General features: G+C 70.6%; 12 protein-coding genes. 3 read left to right on the top strand and 9 right to left on the bottom strand.

The features are described from left to right. Positions 1–126: 126 nt before the first annotated feature. The gene (locus AB0K80_RS10825) at positions 127–2,202 is read right to left on the bottom strand and encodes an RICIN domain-containing protein (protein WP_365668040.1); all 2,076 of its coding nucleotides are present in this window, start codon (positions 2,200–2,202) and stop codon (positions 127–129) included. Between the two features lie 256 nt (positions 2,203–2,458). On the opposite strand from AB0K80_RS10825, the gene AB0K80_RS10820 reads away from it, so the two are divergent. From AB0K80_RS10820 to AB0K80_RS10810, 3 genes are all read left to right on the top strand, one after another. After that, positions 2,459–3,457 carry a LacI family DNA-binding transcriptional regulator gene (locus AB0K80_RS10820; RefSeq protein WP_365668558.1) on the top strand — a complete coding sequence of 333 codons (999 nt, stop codon included), beginning with the start codon at positions 2,459–2,461 and terminating at the stop codon, positions 3,455–3,457. 194 nt (positions 3,458–3,651) lie between these two features. Next, on the top strand, positions 3,652–4,026 hold the full coding sequence (locus tag AB0K80_RS10815; RefSeq protein ID WP_365668038.1) for a hypothetical protein: 375 nt from the start codon (positions 3,652–3,654) through the stop codon (positions 4,024–4,026). A gap of 95 nt (positions 4,027–4,121) precedes the next feature. Continuing rightward, the gene (locus tag AB0K80_RS10810; RefSeq protein ID WP_365668036.1) at positions 4,122–5,474 is read left to right on the top strand and encodes a VanZ family protein; all 1,353 of its coding nucleotides are present in this window, start codon (positions 4,122–4,124) and stop codon (positions 5,472–5,474) included. A 224-nt stretch (positions 5,475–5,698) separates the two neighbouring features. Here the strand turns inward: AB0K80_RS10810 and araD are convergent, their stop codons facing one another. The 8 genes from araD to AB0K80_RS10770 all read right to left on the bottom strand — a co-directional run bounded on the left by araD (position 5,699) and on the right by AB0K80_RS10770 (position 16,914). Further along, positions 5,699–6,427 (bottom strand): L-ribulose-5-phosphate 4-epimerase AraD, encoded by a 729-nt coding sequence (gene araD, locus AB0K80_RS10805; RefSeq protein ID WP_365668034.1) that lies wholly within the window; start codon positions 6,425–6,427, stop codon positions 5,699–5,701. Between the two features lie 14 nt (positions 6,428–6,441). Next, positions 6,442–7,953: an L-arabinose isomerase gene (gene araA, locus AB0K80_RS10800; protein WP_365668032.1), complete on the bottom strand. Its 1,512-nt coding sequence runs from the start codon at positions 7,951–7,953 to the stop codon at positions 6,442–6,444. Positions 7,954–8,016: 63 nt separating this feature from the next. After that, on the bottom strand, positions 8,017–9,678 hold the full coding sequence (gene araB / locus AB0K80_RS10795; RefSeq protein ID WP_365668030.1) for a ribulokinase: 1,662 nt from the start codon (positions 9,676–9,678) through the stop codon (positions 8,017–8,019). 139 nt (positions 9,679–9,817) lie between these two features. Beyond that, positions 9,818–11,866, bottom strand: a complete 2,049-nt coding sequence (locus AB0K80_RS10790) for an RICIN domain-containing protein (protein WP_365668029.1) — start codon at positions 11,864–11,866, stop codon at positions 9,818–9,820. Between the two features lie 104 nt (positions 11,867–11,970). Further along, positions 11,971–13,491 carry an alpha-N-arabinofuranosidase gene (locus tag AB0K80_RS10785; RefSeq protein ID WP_365668027.1) on the bottom strand — a complete coding sequence of 507 codons (1,521 nt, stop codon included), beginning with the start codon at positions 13,489–13,491 and terminating at the stop codon, positions 11,971–11,973. Between the two features lie 49 nt (positions 13,492–13,540). Continuing rightward, positions 13,541–14,449 carry a carbohydrate ABC transporter permease gene (locus AB0K80_RS10780; RefSeq protein WP_365668026.1) on the bottom strand — a complete coding sequence of 303 codons (909 nt, stop codon included), beginning with the start codon at positions 14,447–14,449 and terminating at the stop codon, positions 13,541–13,543. Further along, complete coding sequence (locus AB0K80_RS10775; RefSeq protein WP_365668024.1) at positions 14,446–15,435, bottom strand: sugar ABC transporter permease; 990 nt, start codon at positions 15,433–15,435, stop codon at positions 14,446–14,448. The genes AB0K80_RS10780 and AB0K80_RS10775 overlap by 4 nt, the downstream gene beginning before the upstream one ends. Positions 15,436–15,531: 96 nt before the next feature. After that, positions 15,532–16,914, bottom strand: coding sequence for an extracellular solute-binding protein (locus AB0K80_RS10770; protein WP_365668022.1), 1,383 nt, complete (start codon positions 16,912–16,914; stop codon positions 15,532–15,534). Between the last annotated feature and the right edge of the window lie 409 nt (positions 16,915–17,323).

The following is a 17,323-nucleotide window of genomic DNA, read 5'->3' as shown; positions in this document are numbered from 1 at the left end:
CGGGGTGCAGCCCGACACCCGGAGGGACCCCGGAGGCAACCCGCCCGCGGGGCGCAGCCCGGCCGCCGGAGCACGGGCAGGCGGGCCGACTCACGGGCGAAGCCGGGCGACGGGAGGGCCGTAGGCCTACTCGGTGGCCTGGGAGCCGGTGGCCGCGGAGGTCACCTCCGTCGGCTTCCAGCGCTGGTTCGCACCGGAGTTGGGGAACCACAGCCCCACCGCGGCACCGTCGTTCGTGGACTGCCCGGAGACGTCCAGCAGACGGCCGGTGGCGGCGTTGACGAGGGTCCACGTGCCGTCGCCGGTCGTCGACAGGATCCACTGGGCGGCGCTGTCGGGACGGCCCTCGGCGGGCTCGGCGACCAGCGCGCCGTCCCGGACGGCCAGGCGCTTGCCCGACGCCGCCTCGGCGAAGACGTACCGCTTGCGGTGGTCGGCGCCCCGGCTGGTCCGCTCCACGCGCCACTGCTGCCCGGCCGGGTCGGTCGCGTTCGGGCTCTTGATGACGAGGCCGCTGCCGTCGCCGGCGAGGGACAGGTCCTTGCCGCTCTGGACGCCGGTCAGCCGGTAGGTGTGGCCCTTCTTCAGCTCTGCCGCGTCCTCGGCGACGCCCGAGACGCCCTTGACGAGGAAGGAGGTCACGGACTGGGCGGGCACGGTGACGGTGGCCTGCTCGCCCGTCACCCGGACCGGCTTCTGCCGGGCGAGCTTGCCGTCGGCGCTGGTGACGACCGGGGTGACGGTGGCGCGGGAGGAGACGTGTCCGAACTTCGACAGATCCAGCGTGACCTCGCGGGCCTCGGTGGTGCTGTTGACGTGGACGACGGTCGCCGCGTCACCCCTGCGGGAGACCGCCGCGGTGCTGGAGGTGTCGTTCGTCTTGATCAGCCGGTCGCCGGGCTTGATGAAGTGGGTGAAGTTGCGGGCCGTGTCGAACTTGGTGTTCGTGTAGATCGGGCAGCTCTTCAGGGTGTCCTGCTTGGTGCAGCTGAAGGGAATCTGGATCTCGCCCCAGTTGCCGCCCTTGGCGGACTCCCCGCCGGGCTTCATGTTGTCGTAGTCCTCCACGGGCTGCCAGAACACCCAGGCCCGGGGCTCCAGTTCGCGCAGGTCGTCGACGATGCGCTGGGCCAGGCCCAGGCCCGGCCGCATGTCGGTGAAGCTCTGGCCGTCGCCCCAGTCGCCCTCGACCTCGCTCATCCACAGCGGCTTGTCCGCCGCCTTGGCCAGGTCACGGACGGCCGTACGCTGGCTGGTGCCGTAGGTGTGGACGTTCATCTGGCCGACCAGGTCACGCACGTCCTGCGGGTAGGAGTTCCAGTTCGTCGCGAACGTGCCGGGGTTGGTCTCGTCCATCGCGGAGATCTCCGCGCGGGTACGGGAGTCGTCCAGCTCCCGGGCCAGCGCGCGGATCACCTTCTGCTGGAGTTCGGGGCCCATGTGGGCGCCCTCCTGCCGGCCGCCGACGGGCTCGCCGTCCGGGCCCAGCTTGGTGCCCCAGTAGGTGGTGTTGGGCTCGTTGAAGGGGTCCAGCGTGTCGACCTTGATGTGGTGGGCCTTCTCCAGCCGCTCGGTGGCGCCCACCAGGTACTTGGCGAAGTCCTCGACCGACTCGGGCTTGAGCTGGTCCTTGCCCGCGTCGAAGTTGCCGGAGACGTAGCCGCTGACCGTCATGAACCACGGCGGGGAGTTGCTGAACGCCTCCCAGTGGGTGATGTCCTTCTTGATGCGCTCCACCCACCAGCGCTGCGTGGCGTCGGCGTTCTTGTTCCAGTCGGCCGGGTCGTCGGCGTCCCACCAGTCGACGTCCTCGCGGGTGGTGCCCGCCGGGGCCTTCCACCAGCCCTGCACCGCGCCGCCGGCGCGCAGGTAGTCCTTGACGTCCGGGGCGTTGCCGCCGCCGATGTTGTAGCGGGCGATGTTCAGGTTGAGCCCGTCGTCGCCGAAGAGCAGCCGGTACAGCTTCTCCCGTATCGCGGGCGGGTAGTCGCCGGTGGCGTTGGCGAACCAGACCAGGCTGGTGCCCCAGCCCTCGAACCGGTCGCCCTGGTACGACGGGTCGGGCCGGACCGTGACGGAGGCGACGGCGGCCGCGGGTTCGGCGTGCGCGGCCGGCAGCGAGGTGGTGGCCAGTACGGTGCCGGCCGCGAGGGTGATGCCGATGGCCCCGAGGAGCCTTCTCTTACGGGTGCGGTCTGCCATCTCGAGTACTCCAACTCTTCTCCGTGCCACGCGTCCCGGCGGGACACGGAGATCGGGGCCGGCTGGTGCGGTTCGGTGCGCTTCGGTACCTTCTCGTACGATTTCGGCTGGCAATGTTTACGTAAACATCCGCTGGCGCGATGTCTACACTGAGCCCATCTCGAGGGTCAAGGAGTCGTCCGCGACCGAAAGGTGCTTGAGGGAGGGGAGAGGCAGGATGGGACAACGTGCCGCCCGCCCCCGGCAGGGCGCCTCCATGGCCGACGTGGCCCGCCTGGCCGGTGTCTCCTCACAGACGGTCTCCCGCGTCTCCAACGGCTTCCCCGGCGTCACCGAGGAGACCCGCCGCCAGGTCCTGGACGCCATGCGGGAACTCGGCTACCGCCCCAACAGCGCCGCCCGGGCCCTGCGCCGCGGCGAGTTCCGCACCCTGGGCGTGATCACCTTCTCGTTGTCCACCATGGGCAACATCCGCACCCTGGAGGCGATCGCCACGTCCGCCGCCCAGCACGGCTACGCCGTCACGCTGCTGCCGGTCGCCGTACCCACCCAGGACGAGGTGAACGGGGCCTTCTCCCGGCTGGGGGAACTCGCCGTGGACGCCGTCATCGTCATCATGGAGATCCACCTGCTCGACGCGGCCACCGTCTCCCTGCCGCCCGGCGTCCAGGTGGTGGTGGCCGACTCGGACGCCGGCGACCGCTACACCGTGGTCGACACCGACCAGGCGGGCGGAGCCCGCGACGCCGTACGGCACCTGCTCGACCTCGGACACGAGACGGTGTGGCACCTGGCGGGGCCGGAGGACTCCTTCGCCGCCCAGCGCCGCGCCAACGCCTGGCGCGCCACCCTCACCGAGGCGGGCCGTACGCCCCCTCCCCCGGTGCGCGGCGACTGGTCGGCCGAGTCCGGCTACCGGGCGGGCCTGCGGCTCGCCGACCGCCCGGACTGCACGGCCGTCTTCGCCGCCAACGACCAGATGGCCCTCGGCCTGCTGCGCGCCCTGCACGAACGCGGCCGCGAGGTCCCCGGCGACGTCAGCGTCGTCGGCTTCGACGACATCCCCGAAGCCGGGTCCTTCCTGCCGCCCCTCACCACCATCCACCAGGACTTCGCCGAGGTGGGGCGGCTGTGCGTGGAGGGCGTCATCGGCAAGATGCGCCAACGCGCCCAGGGCGTGACGGAACACGGCACCACGCTGGTGCCCACGCGGTTGGTGGTGCGGGGGAGCACGGGGACGCCGCGGGTGCGCTAGGCAGGCGAGCCAGGGCGTTGAGGGCTGAGGGCGCCCTGGGCCTTTCTTGATCAACTGACGGACTGTGTGATCTCATACAGCCGCCGCCGTGACGTGATCACACCAACGGCGGCTTTCTTATGACCCGGAAAGGGAAACCCATGCGTAACACGCTCCTGCGGAGCACGGCTCGCTCTGCGGCCGCCGTTGCCCTCATGGCCGCTTCCGTCTCTCTCGTGGCGGCCCCCTCGGCTTCCGCAGCTGGGGCGACCTCGTGCCCCAGGGACGGCTACATCACCAAGGGCGACCGCTGCACCACCCTGTCGAACGGCGTGCTCAGTGTCGGCACTGTCTCGGCGGGCAACTGGGTATCGGTGAACTACTACCGGAAGGACGGCGGCAGCCTGTCGGCCAAGCTCGGCTACGAGCGTTCGGGCAGCACCGTCTACTCCAGCTACATCAACATGTCCACTGCGCCCATGCACTACGAGCGCAGCTGGAGCTACAGCGCGAGCTGCGCCGTCGTGTACGGCAAGCTCCTGACCAGCGGCGGCACCCTCTACATCACCCCTGCCGCAGACCCCTGCTGAGCCAGCCTCTTCTCGGCCTCGCCCCGGTACAGCTCGTGCCGGGGCAGGTGCCGCCCCATGCGCCAGCCGGCCATCTCCCGCACCAGGAACTCGCCTTGATCGAAGCCGTCTTCCAGCACCACCTCGCCTTCCTGGCCGCTGCCCTCCTGGTCACCATCGCGGCGGGTGTGGCTGTCTTTCTCCTGTCCCGCCGCCGCACCACCGGACCTCGTTCCGCGTTCAACGGCCTTTGGGCGGCTTCTGCTGTCGGACCGGCGACCCTGACGAGCTGGGCGGGCAGTGGCGTACTCACCTACGAATGCGCTGTCAACACCGATGTCGCGCAGGCTCTGAGCAGCACACAGGGTCAGCTCAACCTCATCCTCTTCGTCCCGTACGGTCTGTTCGCCGCCCTTGCCACCCGTCGGCCGCTGTTTGCCGCCGCCACCGGCGTCCTGTTCACCGCAGGCATCGAGACAGCGCAGGCGACCGTGCCGTTCATCAGCCGCCTGTGCGACAGCGACGACCTGATCACCAACAGCCTCGGTGCTTGCACGGGTGCCGCCCTCGGTGCCCTGATCACTCGCCGCCTGCCCGACGCTGCGGCCACCCGCCTGCCGACCGTGCGCCGCGCCACCGCCTGCCTCGCACCGGTCGTCGTACTGATTGCCGTAGCGTGGCTGGCCGTCATCGACCCTGTCCGCGTGCAGCCGCCCGCCTCCCGGGTTCCCTCTGCCACCGCCGCGCAGACCGCGGTGATCAACGAGGCTGTCGCCAAGGCCTTCGCTTCCGCCTACCGGCCGAGCAACGTGTTCTACGTCGACAACGGCGACGGGACCGCGTCCGTGACCGCCTCCCTGCCCGGCGGCTTCGCTGAGCTTTCGTGGCCCGACCGCGAGCAGTTCACCGCCCACTTCAGCCCCACATCCAACGGCGAAGGCGACCACGCCTACCGCATCCCCGGTATCAGCCACCCGATCACCACTGCCGACCAGGCGAAGAAAATCGCCACCGCGTACGCCAGCCGCTACGCCCCTTGGGCAACCCCCGGTTCCCAGATCACAGTGCGGGCCATCGATGACAAGGTCGACGTCGGCTGGATGGTCGAGTGGCGCCGCTGGAAGAACAACGTCCTCATGCCGATGCGCCTCAACATCGCCATAGAGCCGACCGGGGGCCTGATCGACCTCATCGCACGCAACGTCGCAGACCCCCACCTCCCCCCAGCCACCATCGATGAAGCGAAGGCCTGGGAGGTCTTCGGCAAGCATTATCGGCTCAAGACCGGCCAGGGGGTGCGTCAGCAGCCCATCCATCTCGCCCAGCGTCGAGACGGCCAGTGGCGCATTCACTGGCTGTTGTCCGTCCGCGACGGCAACACGCTGTATTCAGCCACCATCGACGCCACCGACGCCAGCATCCACGACGACACGACCGTCCCGATGCAAGAAGGTGCTTCGGCGCAGTAGACCCGCAACAGCAAGCAGTCGCGGTATCGGGCCGTCGGCCCGAGAGGCGGAAGGCGGGGCCGACTGGCCCGCCCGGGGGAGGTCAGCAGATGGCGCTGCCCAGGTGCCCTGGACGCCGAGGACCTCGGCGCCGCCAGAGCCGTCGCGGGCGACGATCTCACCTCCGGCACCTTGTTCGCCATCGGGCGCAGGGGCGGGCCATGTTTTGCCACGCCAGGCGTGGCCTACCCGCGCTCCCCCACCGCCCCCGGGTTGCCGTAGTACGCGTCCGGCCCGTGCTTGCGCGTGTAGTGGCGGTCGAGCAGGTGCTGCGGGGGCGGGCCCGCCGGGTTGAGGGACAGGGTGTGCAGGGCGATGTCGGCGACGGCCTCGCAGATGATGGCGTGTTCCAGGGACTTGCGGGCCGTCGCCCCCCAGGTGAAGGGGCCGTGCCCGGCGACGAGCGCGGCCGGGACCTGCACGGCCCGCTGGTCGTCGCCGCCGAGCAGGTCCACGATGACCTGGCCGGTGTTGTACTCGTAGTCCTTGGCGCACTGCTCGGCGGTCAGGTCGGGGGTGCAGGGGATGGGCCCGTTGAAGGTGTCGGCGTGGGTGGTGCCGAGGACGGGGATGTCCCGGCGCGCCTGGGCGAAGGCGACCGCGTGGGTGGAGTGGGTGTGGGTGACTCCGCCGACGGAGGGGAAGGCCAGGTAGAGGCAGCGGTGGGTCTCGGTGTCGGTGGAGGGGCGCAGGTCGCCCTCCACCACGGCGCCGTCGGCGAGGCGTACGGTCACCAGGTCCTCCAGGGACAGGGTCTCGTAGGGCACCCCGGACGGCTTGATGACGAACACGCCCGCCTCGCGGTCGACTCCGCTGACGTTGCCCCAGGTCAGGGTCGCGAGTCCGACCTGGGGGATGGCGAGGTTGGCCTCCAGGACCTCCTGGCGCAGGCGTGCCCGGACGGCTGTGGTCATCGGTGCTCTCCTTGTCACAGGGCCTGGGCGAGGCGGTGGTAGGCGGCGTTCCAGCGGATCTCCTTGGCGAGCTGCTCCGGGGTGGTGTGCTCGTCGATGGTGAGCAGTTCCACCCCGGCCATGGCCGCGAAGTCGCTCAGCGTCTCGTGGTCGACGGCCGAGCTGAGGACGGTGTGGTGCGGAGCACCGGCCAGCAGCCAGCTCTCGGCCGACTCGGCCAACGAGGGGCGCGGCTTCCACACGGCCCGGGCGACGGGGAGCTGGGGCAGGGGCTGGCTGGGGGCGACGACGTCCACGGCGTTGGCGGTGAGCCGGAAGCGGTCGCCGAGGTCGGCGAGGCCGACGACCAGGGCGGGGCCGGGGGCCGCGTCGAAGACCAGGCGGACGGGGTCCTCGCGGTTGCCGATGGACAGTGCGTGGATCTCGCAGCGGGGGCGTGCGGCGGCGACGGACGGGCAGACCTCCAGCATGTGGGCGCCGAGGATGCGCGGGGCGCCCGGGCCCAGGTGGTAGGTGTAGTCCTCCATGAAGGTGGTGCCGCCGGGCAGGCCGGCGCCCATGACCTTCATGGTGCGCAGCAGGGCCGCGGTCTTCCAGTCGCCCTCGCCGCCGAACCCGTACCCGTCGGCCATCAGCCGCTGCACGGCGATGCCGGGCAGCTGGCGCAGCCCGCCCAGGTCCTCGAAGTTGGTGGTGAAGGCGGTGAAGCCGCCGTCGGTGAGGAAGGTGCGCAGGCCGAGTTCCAGACGGGCCGCGTACAGCAGGGAGTCGTGGCGGATGCCGCCGGGCCGCAGGGAGGGCACCACGTCGTACGACTCGACGTACTCGGCGGCGAGTTCGGCGGCCTCCTTGTCCTGGACCGCGTCGACGACCTCCACCAGGTCGTTGACGCCGTAGGTGTTGACGGAGTAGCCGAACCGCAGCTGGGCCTCGACCTTGTCGCCCTCGGTGACGGCGACCTCGCGCATGTTGTCGCCGAAGCGGGCCAGGCGCAGGGTGCGGGCGGCCTGGCGGCCGGCGGCGGCCCGGGTCCAGGCCGCGACGCGCCGCACCACCCGCGGGTCGGTGGCGTGCCCGGCGACGATCTTGCGCTGCACGCCGACGCGGGCCTCGATGTGGGCGAACTCCCGGTCGCCGTGGGCGGCCTGGTTGAGGTTCATGAAGTGCATGTCGATGCTCGACCAGGGCAGCGACAGGTTGTACTGGGTGTGCAGGTGCAGCACCGGACGGTCCAGCGCACTCAGCCCGGCGATCCACATCTTGGCCGGGGAGAAGGTGTGCATCCACACGATCACGCCGGCGCAGGAGTCCGAGGCGGTGGCCTCCAGGCACAGCCGGCGGATCGACTCGGCGTCGGTGAGGACCGGCTTCCACACGATCGGCAGGGGGATCTCACCGGCCGCGTCGAGGCGCTGGGCGATCTGCCGCGACTGGTCGGCGACCTGGGTCAGGGTCTCCTCGCCGTACAGGTGCTGGCTGCCGGTGAGGAACCAGATCTCCTGGCCCTCGTAGGGGGACGTCGTCATGGGGGTGTTCCTTTCCAGGGGTGCGGCTCAGGGCCGGGGGTGCGGCTCAGGGCCGGGTAGGGCTCAGGCGGAGGCCTCGGCGCGCAGGCGGCGCAGGCGGTGCATGACGTCGTCGGCGCCCCGGCCGAAGTGGTCGTGCAGCAGCCGGTACTCGGCGTACAGGCGTTCGTAGGCCGCCGCGCGCCGCGGGTCGGGCCGGTAGACCCCGCGGCGCACCTTGCCCATGGCGTGGGCGGCGGCGCGGATGTCGGGGTACGCCCCGGCGGCGACGGCCGCGTGCATGGCCGCGCCGAGGGCCGGGCCCTGGGTGGAGCCGATGACGCCGAGCGGGCGGCGGGTGACGTCGGCGTAGATCTGCATCAGCAGCGCGTTCTTCGTCAGCCCGCCCGCGATGATCAGCTCGTCGACCGGGACCCCCGCGGTCTCGAAGGACTCGATGATGGTGCGGGTGCCGAAGGCGGTGGCCTCCAGCAGGGCGCGGTAGACGTCCTCGGGCCGGGTGGACAGCGTCAGGCCGACCAGGAGGCCGCTGAGGTCGTGGTCGACCAGGACGGAACGGTTGCCGCTGTGCCAGTCCAGCGCGATCAGCCCGTGCTCGCCCACCTCCTGCTCGGCGGCCAGGGCGGTCAGGTACTCGTGCGGGCTCTGGCCGGCCGCCGCGGCCCGCTCGGCGTACGAGGCCGGGAACCCGGTCCGTACCCACCAGGCGAAGATGTCGCCCACCCCGCTCTGCCCGGCCTCGTAGCCCCACAGCCCGGGCAGGATGCCGCCGTCGACGACCCCGCACATGCCGGGCACGCTGCCGAGCTGGTCGGAGCTCATCACATGGCAGGTGGAGGTGCCCATGATGGCGACCATCTGCCCCGGCTCGACGGCCACCGCCGCGGGGGCCGTCACATGGGCGTCGACGTTCCCGACGCACACCGTGATGCCCTCCGGCAGCCCGGTCCAGGCGGCCGCCTCGGCGGTCAGCGTGCCCGCGGGCGAGCCCAGCCGGCCGATGGGGTGGTCCAGCTTGCCGGTGACGAAATCCGCGAAGTCCGGGTTCAGCGCCGCCAGGTACGCGCGCGACGGATACGCCCCGTCCTGGTACTGGCCCTTGTAGCCGGCCGTGCAGGCGTTGCGCACGTACGTCCCGCACAGCCGCCACACGATCCAGTCGGCCGCCTCCACCCACCGCTCGGTGCGGTGGTAGATCTCCGGGTCCTCCTCCAGCATCTGCAGTGCCTTGGCGAACTCCCACTCCGAGGAGATCTTCCCGCCGTACCGCTCGAGCCACGGCTCCTCGCGCTCGGCGGCCAGCGCGTTGATCCGGTCGGCCTGCCCCTGCGCGGCGTGGTGCCGCCACAGCTTGACGTAGGCGTGCGGGCGGGAGGCGTACTCGGGCAGGTCGCACAGCGGCGTGCCGTCGGCGAGGACCGGCAGCACGGTGCAGGCGGTGAAGTCGGTGCCGATGCCGATGACCTGCTCGGGCCGCACCCCGGCCCGCTCCAGCGCCTCCGGTACGGCGTGGCGCAGCACGTCGAGGTAGTCCGAGGGCACCTGCAGCGCCCAGTCGGGGGGCAGCCGGGTGCCGTCGGGCAGGGTCCGGTCCAGGACGGCGTGCGCGTAGGCGTGCTCCGCCGAGGCCAGTTCGGCGCCGTCGTGGACACGGACGACGACGGCACGGCCGGAGAGGGTGCCGAAGTCGACCCCTACGACGCATGATGCGGGCTCCTCGGCCATGGCGGCCCTCCTTCACAACAAGGGATAGATTGAAAAAGGTTCGAAATACCGGGCAATGTTCGAGTCAACGGATGGCAAAGCACCCGTTCCGGCAGGAAGGGGACCGGGGCCCGGCCCGTGACCGGGCCCCGGGGGCGGGTCAGTTGACCCGGACGATCTGCCACAGCTGGTCGGCGGCCGAGGTGTCCGTCGACTGCACGATCAGCGCGCCGTTGGCGGTGGAGGCCGAGGCGACGTCCGCCACCAGGCCGCTGTTGGCGTTGACGAGCTTGTAGTAGCCGCCGCCCGCGTCCGTGAGGGTCCACTTCTGCGAGGCGGCGGTCGAGGCCGTGTTCTGCACGACGCCCGCGCCGGACGAGGTGGAGCCGTTGCTGACGTCGAGGGCGAGCCCGCTGTTGACGTTCTTCACGGTCCACGCCCCGCCGCTTTGCGCCGTGAAGGTCCACAGCTGGCAGTTGTTGGCGGTGTTCACCCACTGGCCGGCCTGCTTGCCGACCGTGGTGGAGGCGCCGGGGATCTCCAGGAACTTGCCGCTGTTCTTGTTGACCAGGCGGTACTGCCCGGTCGCCAGGTTCGGCAGCGCGGTCTGGGTGAGGTTCCAGCGCTGGCAGGCGCAGCCGGTGGCGGCCCACTGCCCGGCGACCGTGCCCACTGTGGTGGAGGCACTGGGGATCTCCAGGTACTTGCCGCTGAGCCGGTTGATCGCGGTGAAGCCGCCCGCCGGATCGGGCGCCACGGCCCACTCGTGGTCGAGGGTGCCGTTGTCGTCCCACTGCAGGATCTTGGCGCCGTTGGCGGTGGAGCCGTTCTCCACGCCGAGCACCTTCCCGCTCGCCACGTTGAAGATCTTGAAGTAGCCGGACGTCTGCTGCACGAACCGCCACTTCTGGTCGCTCGCGTTGTCGGCGTTCTGCTGGGTCGCGTAGGTGCCGTTGGTGGTGGAGCCGCCCGCGATGGTCAGCATCAGGTGGCTGTTGGCGTTGGAGGCGGTGTAGGTGGCGCCGTCGGAGATGCCGCCGCCCAGGTCGATCGTGCCGTAGGTGACCGGGTTCAGGCCGGTGCTGGTGAGGTGACCGCCACTGAAGATCATCAGGCTGTGGCCGTCGGCCAGCGGGAGCAGGCCGCGGCTGTACCCGCCGGGCACGGTGGAGGCGATGCGCGTCCAGGTGTTCGCGGCGCCGTTCTGCGTGTTGAGGAACAGGTCGTCGCTGCTGTTGGCGCTCACCACGAGGGTGCCGTTGGCGCCGCCGGTGGGCAGCCAGGTGATGTACGGGGAGCTCTTGGGCTGGGTGCCGTCCGTCGCCTTCAGGGCGATGCCGGTGGCGGAGCCGAACGCCTCCGGGTTGGAGGAGATCTTGTAGTAGACGGCGAAGCCGCCCTCCGGCGCGCCCCAGAACTCGTACGTCATCACGTAGTTGCCGTTGGGCAGCTTGGCGATCACGGGCATGCCCGGGCGGTCGCTGTAGGTCGAGGTGGCGACGTCGTTCACCACGGAGCCCCAGTTCACGCCGTCCGTGGAGACCTGGTGGACGATCTTCTGGCCGTAGTTGGGGTCACGCTGGTCGGAGTAGTACACGATCAGCTTCGAGCCGGACACCATCAGGAACGGCTCCCACACCGGGGTCTTGCCGTTGGTGGGGTCGGCCTCGCCGCCCTGCGCGATGGTGCTCACGTACGACCAGCTGACGCCGTGGTCGGTGCTGGCGTACAGGTCCAGTTCGGTGGAGGACAGGTCGCTGGGGATGGAGTTGCCGGCGGCGAGGATCGTGCCGGCCGGGAAGGTGCCGATCTGGGTGGGCAGTTCGTACAGGAACGGCTGGTAGCGGTTGCCGAAGCCGTTGTGGGTGTCGCTGATGCTGGAGATCTGCGTCCAGCTGTTGCCGTTGTCCGTGCTGCGGTAGATCGGGAACACGGGGGTGCCCGAGCTGTACTGCTCGAACGTGGCCAGCAGGGTGCCGTTGGACGATCCGCTGTACTGCAGGCGCACGGCGCGCGGGTAGAGCGAGCCGGGCGACGGGGCGGTCGAGGGCGGGGTGTACATCGTCTGGGACGCGCGCGAGATCGCGTGCGCCTGCCCGGAGGCGGGCAGGACGAGGGCGACGGCGGCTGCCAGCAGGGCCAGCAGCAGGGTGATCGCCTGGGGACGGGGTGCGGCGCGGTGTCTGGCGCCTTCCCGGGTGGTGGACATGGGCGGCTCCCGAAGACTGTCCGGAAAGGGGGGTGGAGCAAGAGGCCCGCCGCCCCCGGGGGGGATGAGGGGGCTGGGAGCGGCGGGTGTCCGAGGGGTGGGTGTCAGCCGGCGCGGCGCAGCCGGACGACGTTCCAGGAGACGGGCGGCAGGCTCGCGGTGAGACGGCCGCCGGAGACGGAACCGGTGTCGGCGGCGTACGGGCGGACCCGGTCGGGGTCGTCCTGGGTGTTGGCGGCGCGGACGTCGGGGTCGCTCAGCACCGCGTGCTCCACCGGCGCGTAACCGGGGAACGCCCGCAGGTCCAGGGCGAGTGCGACGTTCTCGCTCTGGTGCCGGTTGACGGCGAAGACGGTGAGCTCGTCGGCGCCGTCCGCATCCGCGATGTGCGTGGCCACGGCATCGACGACGGGCACCTCACCGAACCGCTTCGTCTCGTACACCGGCGACACCGGCTCCACCCGCAGCACCGTGCCGCGGGCGTGCCGGGCGGCCTGGGCGAAGGGGTGGAAGGTGGTCTGCCGCCAGCTCGGGCCGCCCGGCTCGCTGCGGATGGGCGCGATGACGTTGACGAGCTGGGCGAGACAGGCGGCGGTGACCCGGTCGCTGTTGCGCAGCAGGCTGATCAGCAGTCCGCCGACCACCACGGCGTCGGCGACGTTGTACTCGTCCTCGATGACCCGGGGCGCCACCGCCCAGTCGGACGGCTTGTCCTGGGACTCGAAGCGGGACAGGTACCAGACGTTCCACTCGTCGAAGGAGAGGTTGATCCGCTTCTTCTGCCGCAGCTTGGCCCGCACATGGTCGGCGGTGGCGACCACCGACTCCACGAACCGGTCCATGTCGACGCCGGAGGCGAGGAAACTGCCCAGGTCGCCGTCGAGTTCCTCGTAGTAGGCGTGGCAGGAGATGTAGTCGACCTGCTCGTAGGCGTGTTCCAGGACGGTCGCCTCCCAGGCGCCGAACGTCGGCATCGAGGAGCTGGAGCTGCCGCACGCCACGAGTTCCAGCGCCGGGTCGATCATGCGCATGGCCCGGGCGGTCTCGGCGGCCAGCCGGCCGTACTCGGCGGCCGTCTTGTGGCCGGTCTGCCAGGGGCCGTCCATCTCGTTGCCCAGGCACCACATACGGATCCCGAAGGGCTCCTTGGTGCCGTGCGCGCGGCGCAGGTCGGACAGTGTGGTGCCCTCGGGGTGGTTGCAGTACTCCAGCAGGTCCAGGGCCTCGGCCACGCCGCGGGTGCCGAGGTTGACGGCCATCATCGGCTCGACCCCGGCCTTTCGCGCCCAGCGGTGGAACTCGTGCAGGCCGAAGGCGTTGGTCTCGGTGCTGTGCCAGGCCAGGTCCAGGCGCACCGGCCGCTGCTCGCGCGGGCCGACGGTGTCCTCCCAGCGGTAGCCGGAGACGAAGTTGCCGCCGGGGTAGCGCACGGCGGTCACGCCCAGTTCGCGGACCAGGCCGAGGACGTCCTGGCGCAGACCGTCCTCGTCGGCGGCGGGATGGCCGGGCTCGTAGATGCCGGTGTAGACGCAGCGGCCCATGTGCTCCACGAACGAGCCGAAGGTACGGGGACTGACGTCGGCGACGCGGAACGCGGGATCGACGGTCAGGGAGGCGTGCAGCATGAAGGGGACTCCCGGAGTACTGGAGAGAAGACGAGGGGAAGGGCGCGGCTCACTTGAGGCTTCCGACGGTCAGACCGCCGCGCCAGTACCGCTGCAGCAGCAGGAACGCGACGATCAGCGGCAGCACCGCGACCAGGGACCCCGCGATGACGAGGGTGAACAGCGCGTTGGCGCCGGACTGGATGAGTGCCCCCTGGTACCAGGACTGCAGGCCCACGGTGAGCGGGAAGAGCTTGTCGTTGTTGAGCATCACCAGCGGCAGGAAGAAGTTGTTCCAGGTGCCGACCATGGAGAACAGCAGCACCGTCACCAGCGCCGGCCGCAGGGTCGGCAGCGCCACGGACCACAGCACCCGCAGCTCGCCCGCCCCGTCGACGCGGGCGGCCTCCAGCAGCTCGTCCGGCAGCGACTCCTGGACGTACACCCGCACCAGGTAGACGCCGAAGGGGTTGAGCAGCGAGGGCAGGATGACGGCCCACATGGTGTTGGTCAGCGCGACCTTGCTCAGCAGCAGGTAGGTCGGGATGGCCAGCGCGGTGGCCGGGACCATGATGGCGCCGAGCAGGCTGGAGAAGAGCAGGTTGCGGCCGGGGAAGCGGTACTTGGCGAAGGCGTACCCGGCGAGGGTGGCCACGGCGGTGGCGCCGACGCCGCTGACGCCCGCGTAGATCGCGGTGTTGCCCATCCAGCGCAGGTACTCGCCGCCGTTGTAGGTGAACAGCTGCTGGAGGTTGGTGACGAAGGCGCCCGGCGAGTGGAACCACAGGGCGGCGGTGGAGAACAGGGCGTCGTTGTCCTTGGTGGCGGCCACGACCAGCCACCAGAACGGCAGCAGGAAGTACAGGATCATCGCCACCATCACCGCGTTGACGGTGACGCGCGAGCGGACGGCGGCCGGGCGGCGGCGCGCGGCCCGGGCGGGGGCGGCGGGGACGGCGGGGGCTGCGGCGGCGGTCACTTCAGTCCACTCCTCTTACGCGTGGCGAACAGGAAGAGGTAGGAGCCGAGGAAGACCACCGCTCCGAGGGAGAAGGAGATGGCGGCGGAGTAGTTGAACTCCGAGTACTGGAAGGCCAGGTTGTAGGCGTACAGGTTCGGCGTGTAGTCCGGGGTGATCACCGAGGAGGCGGTCGGCTCCAGCACCCGCGGCTCGGTGAAGAACTGCAGCGTGCCGATGATGGTGAACATCAGGGTGAGGACGATCGCCGAGGAGATCATCGGGATCTTGATGCGCAGGGCCGTCTGGAGCTGCCCGGCGCCGTCCAGCTTGGCCGCCTCGTACACCTCGCGGGGCAGGCCCTGCAGGGCGGCGTACAGGACGATCATGTTGTAGCCGGTCCACTGCCAGGTCACGATGTTGCCGAGCGAGGTCAGCATCAGGCCGTGGCCCAGCAGGTTCACCGGCCCCGTGCCCAGGGCGTGGCTGATCGCGTTCACCGGACCGAAGGTGGGGCTGTACAGGAAGCCCCACATCAGCGCGCCGATCACCGCGGGCACGGCGTACGGCATGAACAGCGTCATGCGGAACACCTTGGCGAGCTTGCTGGTGACCTCGTCGATGATCAGGGCGCCGAGCAGGGCCAGCCCCAGCATGACCGGGATCTGCACCAGTCCGAAGACCGCCACGCGCCGCACACCGGCCAGGAAGTGCGGGTCGGTGAAGGTCTGCTGGTAGTTGGTGAACCAGCTGAAGTGGTCCCCGCCCACCAGGGTGGAGGTCCTCAGACTCAGCCAGAACGCGTACGCCAGCGGCGCCACCAGGAACGCCGCGAAGAGCAGGCCGAACGGGGTGACCAGCAGCAGGCCCATGGCCTTGTGCCGGGTGCGGCCGCTCAGCCGTCCGGTGCGCCGGCAGGCCGTGCGGCCCGCGGCGTGGGCGCCGCCGCCCCGCGCGGTGGGCAGGGGCACGGCCGCCGCGGGTTCCTGCTGTCGGAGCAGGCTCATCACATCTCCTTGCGCGTGGTGCGGGCCCCCGCCGGCGGCGGGCGTGCGTGGCGCGGACGCCGACGGCGGGGGCGGGGGGAGGGGGCTCGAGGCCGGTTACCGGCTGACCTTGAAGCCCTGCTTGGACGCGTAGGAGGTCACCTGCTGCTGGACGTTGCCGGGCACGGACGACCAGGGGGTCTGGCCCTGGAGGGCCTTGCCCACCTCGCTGGTCTCGGTGTTGTAGGCGAAGTCCTGGAACGGGCTCCAGTCGAAGCTGCCGATGCCGTTCGCGGCGGGCACGAACACCTTGTTGATCTGCTGGCCGCCGAAGAAGTCGTACTTCTTGTTCCTGAAGTACGCCCCGTTGAGGATCGGGTTGGACAGCGGGAACAGGTAGGCCTGGTCGATGCCGATCTTCCAGGCGGCCTCGGAGGTGCCGAACAGCTCCCGGGCGACCTCGGTGGCCTCCTTGGGGTGCTTGGTCTGCGTGGTCACGGCGAAGGTGGAACCGCCCCAGTCGCCCTGCGCGTTGTCGCCCTTGTTCCACTGCGGCAGCGGGGCGACGCGCCACTTGCCGGCCGTCTTCTTGGCGACGCTGGACAGGTAGCCCGGACCCCAGCCGGCCGCGATGTAGGTGGCGTACTTGCCGCTGCTGAGGCCGTTGTAGAAGTCGGTGGTGGCGTACGACTGGGTGTCGACCAGCTTGTTCTTGACCAGGTCGCCCCAGTACTCGTACACCTTCCTGGCGTTGTCGTCGTCGAGCTTGACGCCGAGGTCGGGCAGCTTGCTCGCCGCGTAGGTGTAGGGGCGGGACCCGGCCTGCCAGGTCAGGCCCTGGCGCCAGCCGGCGGCGGTCTGGTCGCTGCCGAAGTCGGTGAGGTAGACGTTCGGGTCGGCCTTGTGCAGCTTGGCCGCCTCCTGCTTGAACTCCGCCCAGGTGGTGGGGACCTTGAGCTGGTACTTCTTGAAGAGGTCCGCCCGGTACATCATCGCCATCGGACCGCCGTCGACCGGGATGGCGTAGACGTGGTCGCCGTCGGAGACCTGCTTCCAGGCCCAGTCGACGTACTTGCCCTTGTCCTCGTTCGCCCCGTACTTGCCCATGTCCAGCAGGCCCTTGCTCAGCTGGATGGTCGGCAGCTCCTGGAACTCGAGCATGACGACGTCCGGGGCGCCCTGGCCCGCCTTCAGCGCGGTCTTGAGCTTGGTGTACTCGTCCTGGCCGACCCCGGCCTGGACCCAGTCGACCTGGACGTCCTTGTGGGTCTTGTTGAACTCGTCCACGACCTGCTTGAACTGCGGGTACCAGGCCCACACCTTGATGTGCACCGGGCCGCCGCCCGCGGCGCCGCTGCCGCCGGTGCCGCCACCGCCGGAGCCGCAGGCCGCGAGGAGGACACCGGCGAGGGCGGCGGAGCCCGCCGCGACCGCGGTCCGCCGGAACGAACGGGCCGTGCGGCGCCGGCCGCCGGTCGGGTGCTGTCTGCTGGACGACATGAGCGATCTCCTGAGTGAGGTACGAGGACGTACGGAGGTACGGGTGCGAGAAGGTGGGGGTGCGCGGGCACGGAAAGGCAGGCGGGGACCTGCGAAGGGGAGGGGAACGGCCGGGCCGCCGCGGCGTACGGGCGGGCCGTCCGGTGAGGGGCACCGACGAACCGACGCGGAGGTGGGCGTACGGCGACGTCGGTGGACTCGGAGAGCACGTGCGGGTCGGGGCCCGTCAGCGGGAACGGGCCGCCCTCCGAACAACGTTCGAAATTCCGATCATGGATGGCGTCTGAAGGCACGGGGGCAGAAGGCCGCCTGATCCGCGGTCAGCGCGCCGGCACTGTGTTCAGACGACGGCGAGTAAAGAGTGATGGCCTGCCAGGACGGGCGCGCGGCCCGGTCCGTGAGAGGTCGT

The sequence above is a fragment of the Streptomyces sp. NPDC052682 genome, assembly GCF_040678435.1.
Lineage (GTDB): Bacteria > Actinomycetota > Actinomycetes > Streptomycetales > Streptomycetaceae > Streptomyces.
The sequence above is the reverse complement of the archived record's forward strand: the minus strand, read 5'-3'. Positions and strand labels throughout refer to the sequence as shown.